Origin of the sequence: Paenibacillus artemisiicola, from assembly GCF_017652985.1 — a bacterium.
GTDB classification, from domain to species: Bacteria; Bacillota; Bacilli; order Paenibacillales; family Paenibacillaceae; genus Paenibacillus_Z; species Paenibacillus_Z artemisiicola.
Genome location: NZ_JAGGDJ010000037.1, coordinates 41,604 through 56,983 on the forward strand (window position 1 = coordinate 41,604; position 15,380 = coordinate 56,983).

At 59.1% G+C, this 15,380-nt stretch carries 16 protein-coding genes; 4 read left to right on the forward strand and 12 right to left on the reverse strand.

All coding sequences use genetic code 11. The annotated features are described in order from the left end of the window. Positions 1 to 42: 42 nt before the first annotated feature. The 8 genes from I8J29_RS26075 to coxB all read right to left on the reverse strand — a co-directional run bounded on the left by I8J29_RS26075 (position 43) and on the right by coxB (position 7,375). Complete coding sequence (locus I8J29_RS26075; RefSeq protein WP_208850297.1) at positions 43 to 804, reverse strand: DeoR/GlpR family DNA-binding transcription regulator; 762 nt, start codon at positions 802 to 804, stop codon at positions 43 to 45. 22 nt (positions 805 to 826) lie between these two features. Further along, positions 827 to 1,864 carry an aldose 1-epimerase family protein gene (locus I8J29_RS26080; RefSeq protein WP_208850298.1) on the reverse strand — a complete coding sequence of 346 codons (1,038 nt, stop codon included), beginning with the start codon at positions 1,862 to 1,864 and terminating at the stop codon, positions 827 to 829. A gap of 124 nt (positions 1,865 to 1,988) precedes the next feature. Then, the gene (locus tag I8J29_RS26085; RefSeq protein ID WP_208850299.1) at positions 1,989 to 2,453 is read right to left on the reverse strand and encodes a DUF420 domain-containing protein; all 465 of its coding nucleotides are present in this window, start codon (positions 2,451 to 2,453) and stop codon (positions 1,989 to 1,991) included. Between the two features lie 34 nt (positions 2,454 to 2,487). Further along, positions 2,488 to 3,390 (reverse strand): cytochrome c oxidase assembly factor CtaG, encoded by a 903-nt coding sequence (gene ctaG, locus I8J29_RS26090; protein WP_208850300.1) that lies wholly within the window; start codon positions 3,388 to 3,390, stop codon positions 2,488 to 2,490. A gap of 84 nt (positions 3,391 to 3,474) precedes the next feature. Next, the gene (locus tag I8J29_RS26095; RefSeq protein ID WP_208850301.1) at positions 3,475 to 3,789 is read right to left on the reverse strand and encodes a cytochrome C oxidase subunit IV family protein; all 315 of its coding nucleotides are present in this window, start codon (positions 3,787 to 3,789) and stop codon (positions 3,475 to 3,477) included. Positions 3,790 to 3,792: 3 nt separating this feature from the next. Next, entirely contained in the window at positions 3,793 to 4,413 is a 621-nt protein-coding gene (locus tag I8J29_RS26100) for a cytochrome c oxidase subunit 3 (protein WP_090644906.1), read from the reverse strand. Next, on the reverse strand, positions 4,410 to 6,263 hold the full coding sequence (ctaD, locus tag I8J29_RS26105) for a cytochrome c oxidase subunit I (protein ID WP_177222306.1): 1,854 nt from the start codon (positions 6,261 to 6,263) through the stop codon (positions 4,410 to 4,412). Before ctaD ends, I8J29_RS26100 begins: the two co-directional genes overlap by 4 nt. Positions 6,264 to 6,331: 68 nt before the next feature. Continuing rightward, positions 6,332 to 7,375 carry a cytochrome c oxidase subunit II gene (gene coxB, locus I8J29_RS26110; protein ID WP_090644912.1) on the reverse strand — a complete coding sequence of 348 codons (1,044 nt, stop codon included), beginning with the start codon at positions 7,373 to 7,375 and terminating at the stop codon, positions 6,332 to 6,334. 351 nt (positions 7,376 to 7,726) lie between these two features. Here coxB and I8J29_RS26115 point away from each other — a divergent pair, with 351 nt between their 5' ends. The 4 genes from I8J29_RS26115 (at position 7,727) to I8J29_RS26130 (ending at position 10,798) form a co-directional block, all read left to right on the forward strand. Next, positions 7,727 to 8,452, forward strand: a complete 726-nt coding sequence (locus tag I8J29_RS26115; RefSeq protein WP_240546501.1) for a hypothetical protein — start codon at positions 7,727 to 7,729, stop codon at positions 8,450 to 8,452. Between the two features lie 580 nt (positions 8,453 to 9,032). Then, entirely contained in the window at positions 9,033 to 9,479 is a 447-nt protein-coding gene (locus I8J29_RS26120) for a MarR family winged helix-turn-helix transcriptional regulator (protein ID WP_208850302.1), read from the forward strand. Positions 9,480 to 9,520: 41 nt separating this feature from the next. Beyond that, positions 9,521 to 9,964, forward strand: a complete 444-nt coding sequence (locus tag I8J29_RS26125; protein ID WP_208850303.1) for a DoxX family protein — start codon at positions 9,521 to 9,523, stop codon at positions 9,962 to 9,964. 57 nt (positions 9,965 to 10,021) lie between these two features. Next, entirely contained in the window at positions 10,022 to 10,798 is a 777-nt protein-coding gene (locus I8J29_RS26130; RefSeq protein WP_208850304.1) for a pirin family protein, read from the forward strand. 83 nt (positions 10,799 to 10,881) lie between these two features. Here the strand turns inward: I8J29_RS26130 and melA are convergent, their stop codons facing one another. The 4 genes from melA to I8J29_RS26150 all read right to left on the reverse strand — a co-directional run. Further along, the gene (melA, locus tag I8J29_RS26135) at positions 10,882 to 12,390 is read right to left on the reverse strand and encodes an alpha-glucosidase/alpha-galactosidase (RefSeq protein ID WP_208850305.1); all 1,509 of its coding nucleotides are present in this window, start codon (positions 12,388 to 12,390) and stop codon (positions 10,882 to 10,884) included. 119 nt (positions 12,391 to 12,509) lie between these two features. Continuing rightward, positions 12,510 to 13,439 carry an AraC family transcriptional regulator gene (locus I8J29_RS26140; RefSeq protein WP_240546502.1) on the reverse strand — a complete coding sequence of 310 codons (930 nt, stop codon included), beginning with the start codon at positions 13,437 to 13,439 and terminating at the stop codon, positions 12,510 to 12,512. A gap of 2 nt (positions 13,440 to 13,441) precedes the next feature. Continuing rightward, entirely contained in the window at positions 13,442 to 14,635 is a 1,194-nt protein-coding gene (locus I8J29_RS26145; protein WP_208850306.1) for a SulP family inorganic anion transporter, read from the reverse strand. 199 nt (positions 14,636 to 14,834) lie between these two features. Continuing rightward, positions 14,835 to 15,380 (reverse strand): HEAT repeat domain-containing protein (locus I8J29_RS26150; protein WP_208850307.1); only part of this gene is annotated, 546 nt, incomplete at its 5' end.

A 15,380-nucleotide genomic window follows, 5' to 3' on the forward strand; every position in this document is an offset into this window, starting at 1 on the left:
TCTTAATTCACGAGTTGGAATCTGTCTATTCAAACGTTCGATTCAAACATGGTGGCTGGCGACCCATATCTCGACGCCCTGGTCCCGGCAAGCCTGCAGCAGTTCCCCGTCCGGCTGCGCGTCGGCGATGATCCGGTGCGCTTCGCCGAGCGCGGCAAACGAGAACAGCTCCTTCGCCCCGTACTTCGTATGGTCGAGGACGACGTTCACCTCCGCCGCCTGCGCGATCGCCATCCGCTTGATCTCGGCCTCGTACAGATTGGAATTGCTGAAGCCGTGCTTCGCCGTCAGTCCGGTCGCGCCGAGAAACACGCGGTCGAACGCCATTTTGCCGATCGCCTCGACCGTTCCCGGCCCGACCAGCGTCGACGTGGCCTCGAGCGCCATTCCCCCGGTCACCACCGTCGTGATCCTCCGCTCCAGCAGCTCCATCGCGATATTGAGCGCGTTCGTCACGACCGTGCCGTTCTGCTCCGCCTTCAAGTAGCGAGCCACGTAGAGCGTCGTCGTTCCGCCGTCGATGAAGACGGCTTCGTTCTCCTTCACCAGCGACGCGGCGGCGCGGCCGACGGCCTGCTTCTCGTCGGTCATTACGCCGGTCCGGTCGCCGATCGCGACGTCCTTCGACGCCAAGATCGCGCCGCCGAACGTCCGTTTCACGTAGCCGGCCTGCTCCAGCTTCTCGAGATCCCGGCGGATCGTCATCTCCGTCACGCCGAAATGCTCCTTCAACCCGCCGACCTTCACTTCGCCGGCGCTCTCCAGCATGCCGAGCAGCTGCCGCTGCCTATCGTTCAAGCTCATTGCCTATCCTCCTCGCCGATCGTCATTCGATCGACAGCTTCAATTCGTAGCGCGCGGTCTCGCCCGGTTCCATTAATCGCAGCGTGCCGCGTTCCCGTTCGACCGCCATGCCTTCCACGCCGCAGTTCGCCGGCTCGATGCCGAGCGCATGCACGCCCGCCCCCGGCATCTTCCACTGCACGAGGCGCGCCAGCGTGTCCGTCTTCCACGCCAGCCTGACGGTCACGGGCGCCGATCGCCCTGCGCCAAGCGGAAACTGCGGCTGATGCAGCGCGACCTCCGCCCGGCCGTCCGCCGTCTTCGGCAGCTCGTGATAATAGACGCGTTCCTCGTACTCCGGCGACGGCGCTTCCCACCGATCGTACCCGTCAAGCGGGACATTCGGATCCCGCGGCGTAACGCGACTGCCCGGAAACGCGATCCGCGTCGCCTCCGTCAGGAGCGGATACCCGAAATTGAAATGGTACAGCATCATATGCGGACAAGGCCGGAAGCCGGCGTTCTCCACCTCGTCGCGGATTTCGATCGCGTTCTCGCCGAGGCGGCTCCGAATCTCGCGCCGCAGGCGCAAGTGACCGCCGAATATCGACGTCTCCTCCACGACCCCTCGTACGCGGAGCTCCAGCTCGTCGCCGACCCAGACGGCTTCCGCGGCCACCTGCTTCGCCGGCGTATGATGCGCGCGGCCGTGCTGTCCATAGGCGACGCCGTCCACGGTGCTCGGCGATCCCGCGCTGATCAAGCCGCAGCTCATGAACAGCCCGCCGGCGGCCGTTCGCAGCCAGCCGGTTCCGTGATCGTCATAGTAGGACGGATGCGCGTCGCCGTTCGCCGACTGCCAGGTTAGCGATTCGCCCGCGAACGAAGCCGCCGATATATCCAGCCCCTTATCCGGCGTGACGTCGTACGCGAGTCCCGCACCGGTCCGCACCGCGAGGATCGACGTTCCCGACTCGTTCCCCTCCGCCAGCGTCATTTTTCGAATGCCGCCGATCTGCTCGATCCTTCCCACGCGCGCCTCGATTTCCCTTCTCGTGTACCGCTTGCCGTGCAGCAGCATCGGCTCTCCCTCCCTGTTCGAAACAAACAAGAGATGTTGCTAACTAACATTTATTGTACAAAAAAGCGGTAAACCTCACAAGGAGATTTACCGCTAGTTACGCGATGGCGTTGTCTATTGCGGATTAGCCGCCGAACAGCACGTCCAGCACCGGCTTCGTATGGCCGCCCGGGTACATCAGATAGAGCAGCACATAGACGATGACGCCCGTAATGGCCGTGAAAAACCAGACGACCGATGTGATCCGTCCCCATTTTCGGTGCTTGTTGAAGCTCTTGCGGAATGCGAGCGTTAAGGTCGTGATGCCGAAGATCGCGCCGACCGTCGCGAGAACGATATGAAAGAAGAGAAACGTCAGATAATACGGCTTCATTTCGTCCGAGCCGCCCCAGTCGGTGTTGCCGACGAACACCGTGCGAGACATATAAATCAGGAAGAAAAGCAGCGCGGAGACGGCGCCGGCAAGCATCACTTTCTTATGCGCTTCCAGTTTGCGTTTGATGGCGAGATTCCAGCCGATCGCGACCAGAATCGCGCTGATGACGATGAAAGAGGTACTGATTGTAGGCAAAATATCGTACTTTGACAAGATGCATCCCGTCCGTTTCTGCACAAATATGCGTTTAATTCAAAGCGCCGTTGTCGGGAATTTCGTCATCCGCCGAATCTCCGTGCTCTTTTTTATACCATTGAAAGAAGACATAGGCCAGGATGCAGCCGTACATGACTTCTTGAACGAGCTTCATAATGACGCCGCCAAGCTGTTGATCGTCCTTCGGGGACAATAGATTGAAGAAGCTGGGGCCGGAAAACTTCGACAATAGAATCGTCGGATCGCCCGCTACGCAATAGCCCATGGCTTTCGCCCACACTGCCGGATCGTTGTACGTCGCGTACATGGACTGACCCGAGAAGATAATGAGCGCGCAGGCCGGCGTAAGCAGCAACCCGTTCGCGAAGATATAAGCCATTTTCCGCACGTCCGTCAAGCGATGCCATTCCGGCACCGGACAAGCGATCTGCCACCACATCATAAACGAAGTGACAAGCAATACCAAATAGTAGATTCGATGCACGGTGAAATGCGTCATAACGTAATCATGCACCACCGGGACGTGGTAGAGCGAGAACAGCATATTAAACAGCACGAGCGTGAAGATCGGATGCATCGCCCAATCCAGCTTGGACCAGAAGGACGCCCGGAACGCCCGGCGCCAAATAAACGCGGGAATGCCGAGCAGCAGCAGCGGGGGCGCGATCAAATACGATAACGACATGTCGACCATATGGAACGTAAACATCAAATGGCCTAGCAGCTCGAGCGGTCCGCCTTGGGCCATGTAATAACACACCATGCCCGACACGAACAACGTCTTCTGTACGCCGGTGACTTTCGGCTCCGACGGCGCATGCTTTTCCTTCCAAGGTCCAGCTAAGTAGAAATAAAGGATGACTAACGCTGTCATCAAGAAGAAAAACCATGGGCTCCACAACTCTTCAAAGCTGAAATATTGCAATCCGAGCATGTTGGTACCCCTTTCCAAGGCAACACTCATTTACAACAAAAGAGGGGTCGGCAAGGACCTCCCCCTCTTCAATTTATGGACGTTTTACCACCAAGCCCAGTATTCGGCCATGATGACAATCGTGAATACGACGAACACACCCATCAGAATGCCGATAATCGGGAACGCGTGACCGCGATCCTTCATGTGCATCCAGAAGCCCATTTGGACGAAGACCTGGATGCCAGCCATAAGAACCAGGAACATATAGATGAACGTGGTATTGATTTCGCCCGCCGCAACCATCGCGAACGCGATGATTGTCAGAAGGATGGACATGATGAACGCGACGATGTGTTTCTTTGGACCTTCGTGTTTGTGATGCTTTTGCTCTTCGACTGCGGAATGTTGTTCGGACATTCTTTAGCCCACCTTTCCCATCAAATACACGACGGTGAAGATGAATACCCACACGACGTCGATAAAGTGCCAGTAAATACCGGCTACATATATCTTCGGAGCCGTTACCACCGTCAAGCCTTTTTTGAAGATCTGCAGGATCAGAAGCAGGATCCAGAGAACCCCGAACAAGACGTGCGCGCCGTGGAAGCCGACTAGCGTATAGAAGGACGTACTGAACGCGCTAGTCGAGAACTTGTGGCCTTCATCCACGTAGTTCGCGAACTCGTATACCTCGAGACCGAGGAATGCCGCGCCGAGCAGAATCGTGACGACCAGCCACGTAATCATCGCCTTCACTTTGTTCATGTGCATCGCCTGAATCGCGAACACGCTCGTCAAGGAAGACGTAAGGAGAATGAACGTCGCCCAAGCCGTAATGGAAAGCTCGAACAGCTCTTGCGAAGTCGGGTTGCCGTCGCCGACTTGATGGCGAAGCGCAAGGAACGCGGAGAAGAGCGTACCGAACAATACGGTTTCGGCGCCAAGGAACAGCCAGAAGCCGAGTACCTTGTTGCGCGCCTCGAGCGTCGCTTTCTCGGGCTCGTGCGGCAATTTGCCGTCTACGTGCGAATGTGCGCTCATGCTTTTACCCCCTTATCCCCAGTAATTTCATCCGGTTCGATATGGAAGCCATGATCGTCGTAAACCGAACGCAGGAACATGCAGGCCAGCGTAATCGCCAAGCCGAGAATCGCTACGATATGGTTATTGAACAGGAACGCCTTGAAGCCGTCGCCGTAATCGCCTTTGCCGTACATGAAGCCCAGACCGGCGATAAACAGGCCGACTGCCATGATGAGCGGAAGAATCGAAGGCGATGGCATGTGGATCGAGCCAAGCGGCTCGGCCGGCAGCATTTCCTTCTTGCCGTCCATCTTTTCTTTCCAGAATGCGTCGTAACCGCGAACCAGCGGCGTCTGCGCGAAGTTGTACTCCGGAGCCGGGGACGGAATCGACCATTCCAGCGTGCGGCCGTCTTCCCACGGATCGTTCACCGCGTTGCGCGGCTTGAGCGACGTGATGACGATGTTCAGCAGGAAGAAGATCGTGCCGAGGCCCATCAGGAACGCCCCGATCGTACTGATCATATTCAAGTTATTGAAGCCTTGGCCGTCCAGATACGTCCATACGCGGCGCGGCATCCCCATCAGGCCGAGGAAGTGCTGCACGAAGAACGTCAGGTGGAAGCCGATGAAGAAGGTCCAGAAGCAAAGCTTGCCGAGCCCTTCGTTCAGCACGCGGCCGAACATTTTCGGCCACCAGTAGAACAGGCCGGAGAACAAGCCCAGAATCAAGCCGCCTACGATTACGTAGTGGAAGTGGGCAACGACGAAGTAGGAATCGTGATACTGGAAGTCCGCCGGTGCGGCAGCGAGCATGACGCCGGTAACGCCGCCCATGACGAACGTCGGAACGAAGCCGACGGCGAACAGGTTGGCGGTCGTAAACCGGATGGAACCGCCCCACATCGTGAACAGCCAGTTGAAGATTTTGATCCCCGTCGGCACGGCGATCAGCATCGTGGCGATGGAGAACAGCGCGTTCGCGACCGGCCCGAGGCCCGTCGTGAACATATGGTGCGCCCATACCATGAAGCCCAAGAAGCCGATCAGCACCGTTGCGAAGACCATGGAGCTGTAACCGAACAACCGTTTGCGCGAGAACGTGCTGATGACTTCGGAGATGACGCCGAAGGCCGGAAGGATCAGGATGTATACCTCAGGATGTCCGAAAATCCAGAAGATATGCTCCCAGAGAACGGCGTTGCCGCCGTTAGTCGGTTCGAAGAAGTTGCCGCCGAACAGCCGATCGAACATCATCGCGACCAGACCTACCGTCAGCGCAGGGAAAGCGAACAGGATCAGCGCGGAAGTAATGAACGCCGTCCAGGTAAACATCGGCATCCGCATGAAGCTCATGCCCGGCGCGCGCATGTTGATGATCGTGGCCAGGAAGTTGATGCCGCCGACCAAGGTTCCGATACCGGCGATTTGAAGACCGATGACGTAGTAGTCGACGCCGTGTCCGCCGCTGAATGTCGGCGTGGCGAGCGGCGCGTACGACGTCCAGCCCGCATCCGGCGCTCCGCCGGCGAACCAGCTGACGTTCAGCAGGACGCCGCCCGCGAAGAACGTCCAGAAGCCGATGGCGTTGACGAACGGGAACGCGACGTCGCGCGCGCCGATCTGTAGCGGCACGATCGCGTTCATCAGCGCGAAGATGATCGGCATCGCCGCGAGGAAGATCATGGTCGTACCGTGCATCGTCAGCAATTCGTTAAACGTATGCGCCGCTACGAAATCGTTGAGCGGTTTCCATAATTGAATCCGGATCATCAGCGCTTCCAGGCCGCCGACGAGGAAGAAGAAGCCGCCGGCGATCAAGTACAGAATGCCGATCTTTTTATGGTCAACGGTCGTTAGCCAGTCCATCAGGCCGCTATACCGTTTAACCGTATGTGCGTGAGCCAAAGTAGGTACCTCCTTCATTCCGTCACTGTTTAATAGTCTAGTTTCAATCCCGCCAAGTACTTAGCGATGGCTTTCACTTGATCCTGGGTCAGATCGACCTTCGGCATGAGCGTGCCTGGTTTAACCGCTTGCGGATCCGAGATCCACTTTTCGAGGTTATGCTCGACCGTGCCTTCGTTTTTGTATTTCGGGTCGTCCGTGTTGACCAGGATGCCGGCTACCGTTTGGCGACCGCCGATGCCCGTCAGGTTTGGGAACGCAGGTCCGCCGTTGCCGCCGATGGCGTGGCAGGACAGACATTGTTTATTGAGCAAGTCCGCGACTTCTTGATCTTGCGGAAGCGCAACCGGATTTTTCATTGCCGCTACCCAGCGATCGAACGAAGCTTTGTCCACGACTTTCACTTTGAAATCCATCAGGGAGTGCGAAGGACCGCAAAGCTCTGCGCACTTGCCGAGGAATACGCCGGTATGGTCGGCTTTGAAGTACATCGTGTTAACGTTTCCGCCCGGGTTCGTGTCGGTCTTGCCGGCCAGGGACGGAATCCAGAAGGAGTGAAGAACGTCCGCCGTCTTCGCTTCCACCGAGATGATCGTGCCTTCCGGAATCAAGAGCTCTTGGGCGGTTTTGACGCCGAGCTTCGGATATTCGAATTCCCACCAGTATTGGTGCGCGGTTACGTTAATTTGAATGGCATTCGGGTCTTTCGTGTAGTCTTTAGCCAGACCGAATACCGAATTGACCGTTGGAATCCCGATAATGATCAGGAGCACAATCGGAATAACCGTCCAGATAATCTCCAGCTTGTGATTGCCTTCCACTTGAACCGGGATCGACTTATCCCCCGGGCGGCGGCGATAACGAAGAATTACGTATCCAGCGATTGCAAATACGACCAGAACGACGATAACCATGATCGTGATCGTAAGTTTCATTAGTCCGAACTGTTCTTCGGCTACCGGCCCTTGCGGTCTCAGCGTCGACAGGTCAGCTCGTCCGCAAGCTGACAGCAGCAACACCATTCCGGCCAGAAGCGGCAATAGCCGTTTTAGAACGTGCCACCGATTCATCATCAATCAACCCCACTTTTTACGTTTTGACAGCAGCCGTAGACGGTGCAAAAAGCGGCTCTGCTGCTTGCAAATCCTGATGTTTAGACAACTTCCGCAATCTAATCACTTTAATAAATATAAAGTTGCAGGTGCTTTTTGTCAATCTTCCCAGAGATGTTCACAAAATGTTCTCATAGCCTGAAAATCCTTGATTTTCGGCGTTTTTCCCCTTGCCAATTCACGGTATTGAGGCTCCATGTCTATCCTTCATTGTGTGCCTAAACCATGGTTCTTTATGTATCGCTCCCCCATGCATATTTGAAGTTTCGTCGCCCATTCTAAGGATAGGCTGACGAAAGGAGCGACCTTTTGATGAAGAAGCAAGCACGATTCATGACCCTGCTGGCCGCCGCGGCGTTATGCCTCGCCGTCATCGGCGGCTGCAATTATCAACGCTATGTACAGAACAGCACCTACGACTACGGCAGTCAGAACAAAGGGGATCCGAAGATGCTGGGCAGCCGCATGTACGGCTCGATGAGCAGCATGCCGGGCCAGCACGACAACGCCTGGTTCGAATACAGCTCCCTGCTGTCCAACGACGTCTCCAATATCAACGGCGTGGCGGGCGCGCTTGTCATGCTGACGGACAAGAACGCCTACGTCGGCATCACGACCGATTGGACCGCGACGCACACGCACCGTGCCGGAGGCAAGCGCGAGCAGGATAACACCGGCTCGACCGAGGGCGTGTACAATAACGATACGGGCAGCCCCTATTGGAATAACCAGCGGATCGCGACGCCTTATAACTCCTACTTCACCGTCAACGACCATAACCAGTTGTCCGGCGAGCTGAAGCAGACGATCGCGATCCATATCCGCAAGCTGGCGCCCGAAGTGCAGGAAGTGCATATCTCGGCGAACAAGGAATTCAACAACCACTTGGTGCAGTACGCCCAGGAAGCTTGGGCCGGCCGTTCGCTGAAGCCGTGGCTTGCCTCCTTCAACCAGCTCGTGAAGCATCAATTCGCCGGCGGCAACGATGTACCGGCTCCGCTCGACGTTCAGCAAGGACGAGCCGCGCCGAAGAAATAAAGCCCACGGTTTCGATAAGGGATATGGCCGGGGTGCGCGAATAGAACGCTCCGGTCTTCTTGTTTTCCTATATATAATGAAGAAAAAAATTCGTTTTCCTGGTAATGTCAGGCCCGGCCCGCGGATTTTATCCGTTTCGGCAGAAATCCCCGATTCTAAGATACACGCTGCGCCGCCGACCATGCGGTTCGAATCGTCTGCAATCGCTATTCTCTCCTCCTCTTACTCTTCTCGTTAGAACCATCCTCTGCAGCGTCCCGCGGTTCATCCTGTCCTTCGCTTTCTTCCGTGATATCGTCGCTGCCGCAGCGCCTTCATCTACGAGACAACGTTTTTGCCTGCTTTCGAGCCGCATTCGCACACGCGGTCATGCTTTCTTTTACCCGTTTCTTCATTAATATATCCGCTGCATCGGTTGGTCGGCGAATCCCCCCGGCCCGAGACTTCCGGATGACGCTGACTCGCTTTGAATGAACGATAGCCTCCCCCCGCGAACCGGCTTGACTTTTCGACCGAAAAGATTTATCTTTAAATAAAGATAATGAATATTGAGAAAACGAAGCGAGCGAGGTGGCATCACATGACGGCAACCGACCGAGAGAACGAACTCCGGTTGTTTATTACGCTTTCCCGGGCGCATCAATGGGTCACCGCCCACGTGCATCAGGATATCCGCAAACGCGGGCTGAACCCGACGGAATTCGCAGTTCTGGAGCTGTTGTACCATAAAGGGGAGCAGCCTCTGCAGCAAATCGGCGAGAAGATCCTTATGACGAGCGGCAATATTACGTACGTGATCGACAAGCTGGCCGACAAGGGGCTCGCCAAGCGGAAAGCGTGCCCGACCGACCGGCGCGTCACGTTCGCGGAAATCACGGAGGAAGGGAAACGGTTCATCGAAGAAGCGTTCCCGCCCCATACCGAGGCGATCGCGAAAGCGGTGCACGGCCTGACGCCGGACGAACAGCGCCAAGCGATCGAACTGCTAAAAAAGTTGGGGATCGCCGCGCAGAACAGTTTTACGTAGCGATCGCCCGCCGGCATTGAGAAGCGAGAACGGCCGGCAGCATGAACGGACACGAAAACATTCGGGATGCGCGCATCCCCTCGGAGGAGATCGCAATCGGTATCGCGCTTGGATTATTGATCATTCGGCTGGCGGTCGGGTTGACGCTGGCCGGACACGGCACGCAGAAGCTGTTCGGGTGGTTCGGGGGCTACGGCCTGAAGAGCACCGGCGGCTGGATGAGTTCCATTGGCTTAAAGCCCGGACTCGCGATCGCGCTGCTGGCGGGATTGGCCGAACTGTTCGGCGGCCTGCTGTTCGCGCTCGGCTTATGGGTGGTCGTCGCCGCCGTGCTCATCGTGCTGACGATGCTCGGCGCGATCGCGTCCATCCACTTCCGGCACGGCTACTGGGTCAGGCAGAACGGCATGGAATATAACGTCATTCTAATCGCCGTCGCCATCGGCGTCGCGCTCGTCGGGCCCGGCGAATACGCGATTCCTTAAAAATTAACGCAAACAAACGCGATGGACGAAAGCCACAACAAACAGGAGGCATGCAACATGCAAACGCTCGTATACGGTCCGACTTTACAGGCGAAAGGCGCTTTCGACGGCGGGAAAATCACCGAGCAGAAGCCGATCGGCTTCTCCGGCGAAGGCTCCGTCGTGAAACGGGTCAGCACGCTGTTCTACTGGGCTTGGGCGCATGCCCAAAACGACGGCTATATTCCGCTTCATCCGCATCAAGCCTTCGAAATCATGACGTACGTCGTGGCCGGCAAAGCGGAGCACGGCGATACGCTCGGCACGAAGAGCTCCATCGGCGCCGGCGGGGTGCAGCTCATGCAAACCGGCTCCGGCGTCAGCCACGAAGAACGCTTCATCGGCCCGGACATGGAAGGCTTCCAAATCTGGTTCGAGCCGTCGATCCAAGAAGCGCTCAAAACGACGCCGACCTATCATCAGTACGAGCATGAGGATTTCCCGATTCGCGCGGGCGAAGGCTTCACGCAGAAAACCGTCATCGGCGAAGGCTCGCCGATCGCCATCGTCGCCGACGCCCGCATGTGGGACGTCGAGCTCGCGCCGGGCGCCGTATATCGTCATTCGGTCGAGGATGGCCGCACGCTGACGGCGCTTGCCATTCGCGGCGACGGCACATGGTCCTACGAAGGACAGCCGGACAACCGGACCGACGTTAAGCACAAGGATTTCGTCCTCGTGCGGGCGGACCGCTCGGACGAGATCGTCCTCTCCGCCAAGCCCGACGCGCCGCTGCGTCTCATTCTGATCGATGTGCCGACTTCGGTCGATTATGCCCTTTATCCGAAACGTTAATCCGCCGCTTATGGTAAAAAGGCTCCGCATGCCCGGTGTTACCCACCGTAGCGTGCGGAGCCTTTTGGTTAGGAGGTACGATTTCAGTGCGCGGCTGCCGGACGTTCCTTCGCCTTGTCGGACTCGCCGGCATTGCGGGTCGCCGCTTCGCGGTCCTGCATCAGCTCTTCGACCGTCTTGGTCTTGAGGCGCGCCGCCCCTTGGTACCCTTCGCGCGTCGGGACGCGGTCGCCCGACGCCAGCCGCTGTTCCGCCGCTTCGATCGCGGCCGTATACTGCGGCAGCCATTTCGCCTGCGCGACCAGCATCTCGTCGACCATCTGCCAGATCTCCTTCGGATTGCAGACCGCGCCTACGAGCGGATCCATCATCATCGCCTGGCGCAGCAGCTTGTCGTCGCCGCGAACGGCGGCTTCCACGGCCAGCCGCTGGACGGAGATGCTGACGTTGCACACGGCGGCGCAGCCGAGCGGCAGGTCCCCGACGACCGGCATGTTGATGCCGTTGCGGTCGACGTAGCCCGGCGCTTCGATGATGGCGTCATCCGGCAGGTTCGTAATGACGCCGTTATTCACGACGTTGAAGTGCCCGCGATAGACGCGGCCGGTTTCCAGCCCTTCGATAATGTAGGAACCGTGCTCTTCGCCGCGCTTCTCGGCCGAGTAGACGTACGGGTCGGACTTCATCCAGTTCGGGAAATCCGTCTCGAACCAGTTGCGGCCCTCCGTGCAGACGCGCAGGTAGCCGCCGGTCTCGCCGTTGATCCAGCTGCCGAGGTCGATCCAGTCTTTGATCTCGTCCGGACGCTTGCGGTACCACGGCACGTATTCGCTTAAGTGGCCGTTCGATTCCGTGGAATAGTAGCCGAACCGGCGCAGCATGTCGATGCGCACCTTCTCCGTCTGTTTGAATTCCGGATGATTCTCGAACGCTTCCAGCAGGTCGCCGGTGCGATCGACGCCGTTCGTCTTGACGGACACGTACCATGTCTGGTGGTTGATGCCCGCGCAGATGATGTCGACGTCCTTCTTCTCGAGGCCGAGGGCGCGCGCGATCTGGTGATGGCCGCCCTGCACGCCGTGGCACAGGCCGATCGTGCGGACGCCGCCGTACTTGTTGCAGGCCCACGTCAGCATGGCCATCGGATTGGCGTAGTTGAGCAGCAGCGCATTCGGCTCGGCCACTTCGCGGATGTCCTTGCAGATCTCGAGCATCGCCGCGATGCCGCGCTGGCCGTACATGATGCCCCCGGCGCACAGCGTGTCGCCGACGCATTGGTCGACGCCGTACTTGAGCGGAATGTCGACGTCATGCTGGAACGCTTCCAGACCGCCGATCCGCACGACGCAGAACACATACCGCGCGTCCTTCAGCGCTTCGCGCCGGTCCGTCGTCGCCTGAATCTCGATGGACAAGCCGTTCTCGTTAATATCCCGCTGGACGAGCTGCGTCACCATGTCGAGATTATGCGCGTTAATGTCTGTAAACGCAACTTGAATATCCTTGAACTCCGGCACCGCGAGCAAATCGCGCATCAAGCCGCGCGTAAATCCGATGCTGCCCGCGCCGACAAACGCTACTTTAAAAGACATGAAAAAAGCCTCCTCTTCGCCGTTTGGGGGTGGTGAATCTCACTACCCTCATTGTAGCAGGCAAGAAAAGAAGGCGTTTCCACATTTGCAACGGGTTTGCGGGCGGGATGTCAACTATCTCAACTTCCGGTGCTCCCGGCTTCGGGCTCTCCGGAGAACGCTTGAATGGACGCTTGCGACTTGCGGTACGCGGCTGGCGACAGGCCGGTCATCTTTTTGAACAGCATGCTGAAATATTGGCGGCTGTTCAAGCCGACGTAATCGGCGATATCGATGATCGGCACGTCGGTGCGGGCCAGCAGCATCTTCGCTTTCTCCACGCGCAGCTCCGCCAAGTATTCCGTTAGGGACACGCCCATGTTCGCCTTGAAAATCCGCTGCAGGTAGACCGGGTGCAGATTGACCGCCGCCGCGATGTCCTTCGCCTGAATGTCGCAGTCGTAATGCTGGTGGATGTACTCCGCCGCGATGCGGACGTAGCGGTGAATCTGCCGGTCCGGGCCGTCCTCGGCGCCTTCCGCCGTCAAGCGCGCGACGCGGAGGAGCAGCTGGGAGATGAGCAGGTTCGTCATGTTCTCCTTGCCCACGCCCGCGCCGACGATATCGAGCTCCAGCACGAGGCTCTTCAGAATCTGCTGCACGTCCGCGGAATCCCGCAGCACGATCGTGCCGAGCCCGCGCGCCAAGAACGCCGCGAATCCGGCGTCGCTGTCGGCCAGCTGCTTCATGGACGGAAATATGCCGTCGCAGGGCTTGAACGAGAATTCGACGTTCAGCATCCGGCACGGACTGTCCTTGCCGACGATCAGCTTGTGGGACACCCCCGCATCCAGCAGGATGAGATCGCCCTTGCGCATCGCCATCGCGCCGCCGGGCGTCTCGACCGTGCACGTTCCGGAGAGGACGTACATGAATTCCGTCCAGTCGTGCGTATGGAACGCCATGTGAAAGTCGTCCCACTGCTTATAATAGTACGCGACGATTTTCGGACGGTAATCTCCGTTCGTCCGCCACCGCGTCTCGTAAAGGCCGCCGCCCGGCATCCGCATCCCTACCCTTCGATCGCGCGGTTCCGCTCCCGTCTCCGGGATCGGCGCAGTATCAGCGTGAAGATGCCGCTCGCGACGACGCCGACGATGACGCCGACCGCCAGGTCATGCGTCACGACGACCGCCGCGACGGTAAGGACCATGACCGCGGTTTCCGCTACGGGCACGTCGCGCACCTTGAAGATCGACTTCCAATCGAAGATCGCCGCGCACACCATCAGCATGATGCCGACGAGCGCGGCCATCGGCACGAGCGACAGCAGATCGCCCAGCACGACGACGAGCAGCAGCAGGAACAGCGCGGCGACGAGCGTGGACAACCGGTTCCGGCCCCCCATGCGCACGTTCAGCACGGATTCCGCCACGAGGGCGCAGCCGGCCATGCCGCCGAAGAAGCCGGCGACGAAGTTCGCGATGCCTTGGCCGCGCATCTCGCGGTTCTTGTCCGTCCGCTCCCCCGTCGTCTCGTCGAGCAAATTCTGCGTCAGCATCGTCTCCGTGAAGCCGACGACGGCCAGCGACAGCGAATACGGCAAAATGATGCCCAGCGTCTCCCACGTGAACGGCACGTCCGGCAGCAGGAACGACGGCAGCGACACGTCGATCGCCGCGATGTCGCCGATCCGGTTCACGTCGTGAATGCCGAACGCCCAGACGGCGATCGTCAGCAGGACGACGGCCGCGAGCGGCGACGGCACGGCTTTAAAGAAGCGCGGCAGCACGTAGATGATGAGCAGCGCCGCGGCCGCCAGCGCGTACATGGTCCAGTTCGCGTGATCGAAATACCGCAGCTGCGACATGAAGATCAGAATCGCCAGGGCGTTGACGAAGCCCGTCAGCACCGGTTTCGGCACGTAGTTCACCAGCTTGCCGAGCTTGAAGACGCCCATCAAATATTGCAAGACGCCCGTCAGCACCGTCGCCGCGAACAAGTAGGCGATGCCGTGCTCCTTCACGAGCGTCAGCATCAGCACCGCCATCGAACCCGCGGCGGCGGAGATCATGCCGGGCCGCCCGCCGAGAAACGTTATGACGAGCAGGATGCAGATCGATGCGTAAATGCCGACCGTCGGCGGGACGCCCGCCATGAACGAGAATGCCAGCGAGTCCGGAATCAGGGCCAGCGTGGCCGTAATGCCCGCGAGCACGTTCAATTTCACGTCCGACGTCCATTGTTTGCGCCAAGAACCGTTCAAATCGTCACCTCTAACCGTTGAATTTTCCGAGCGCCGGCAGGGACCGGCTCGTAAACTGCTTCAACGGTTAGCATAACCCCGTACCCGGGGCAGGTCAACGCTCAATTTTTGCGTTCTCGGGGCGATTTGCGCGCCTTCCGCTTGGCGCGGCCGAAACAAGCCGGCCGCGCATGAGGGGGCGCCGCCGCCGGAGCGGCGCTTAGAACGTGCTCGCCTTGTGCGTGTCCGGACACCACCGGGCGGTACGGTAGCAGCGAATAAGCCAGTCGACCGCTTCCGGCGTGCGAATCGCCGTCAGCGCTTCGAACGCGTACGCCCGGGTATAGCGGTCGCGGCTGTCGAGGCCGGCCCGCAAGCCGGAGACGACCAGCGCGGGATCGCCCAGCCTGCCGATGCGCAGCAGCGACAACGCCGCCGTGTAGCCGAGCTTATTGGCGATGTAGTCTTGGTTCGCGACGTACTGGTTCGGATTGGCGACCGCGCCGCCCTCCTCGGCCTGCGCTTCCTCCTCGACCGACGCCGTCAAGAGCGCGACGAGCGCCGGCACCGTCAACTCGGCCGGCTCGCCGATCATGCCGAGCGCCTCCGCGGCGTTGCGGCGCACCCATTCGCTCGCGTCGCCGAGCGCCTCGATCAGCGCCGGCACCGCCGGCGCGGCGGCCGCGCCGTTCATGCCGAGCGCGAACGCGGCAAGCCCCCGCGCGTGCTCGCCGGCCTCGCGGAGCGCGTCCGCCAGGCCGGGCAG